The following is an 898-nucleotide window of genomic DNA, read 5'->3' on the forward strand; positions in this document are numbered from 1 at the left end:
TCTCTAGCCACTGCCGGATAAGTCTAGGTTCTTTAGCTGAAAAGGGTAGATGTAGGAATCCATATAAATCCATTAACGAAAAACGTGCTTCGATTTCAGTATCTCGAATCAACTCGTAAAGCTCGCGTTCTTCTGTGAGGGATGCCTTTTTAGTTCCGTTTGGGGGCTCGAATTTCTCCCACAATTCAAAAAATGTTCCTAGATGCCGATAATACTTCTGAAAACGTTCAAATACTGCAGAAGTAGGAGCTATAGTAAAAGTTTGAACGGGCTCATCTACCTGTTCAAGCAGTTTATTCATTATTTTTATCTCTGCTGTAAAAGCAACCTTTCCGGTGTCGTAAATACCTTTTCTCCCTGCCCGTCCTGCGATTTGTTTAACTTCTTGTGATGTCAGTCTTCTTCTGCGTGTCCCGTCGAATTTTTCATTCTCAAGAAAGACAATGCGACGGATTGGCAAGTTCAATCCCATTCCTATTGCATCTGTGGCAACAACAACAGATGTTTCGCCACGATTAAAAAGCTCAATTTGTCGTTTTCTATTCTCAGGGGGCATGCTCCCATATATCATGCTGACACTATGCCCACTCCCTTGGAGACGGGAGGCAGTTTCTAGAACCTGCCTTCTTGAAAAACAAATAAGCGCATCCCCTTTTTTGGTGTACTTCAATCCAAACTCTCTTGGTTCTATCTCCAAGGGAATGTCCCGTGTGTATTCATGCAGTTCTAAATTTGCTCCATTTAATAGGTTGAGAAGCATCATTTTTATATTCCTGCTCCCAATAATGTGTACTTCCTTAGCATTTGCTTGCGTGATTGCTCGAAACCAAGAAAAGCCACGATCTTTATCTGCAATCATTTGGGCTTCATCAATGACGATTACCTCATGGTAGTCTTT

Annotated in this window: 1 protein-coding gene; it reads right to left on the reverse strand. The window is 41.5% G+C overall.

The genetic code is table 11. The features are described from left to right. Positions 1-898 (reverse strand): helicase-related protein (locus AC1DUW_RS30655; RefSeq protein WP_477644427.1); only part of this gene is annotated, 898 nt, incomplete at both ends.

This window comes from Peribacillus sp. P4_C12, assembly GCF_056402095.1.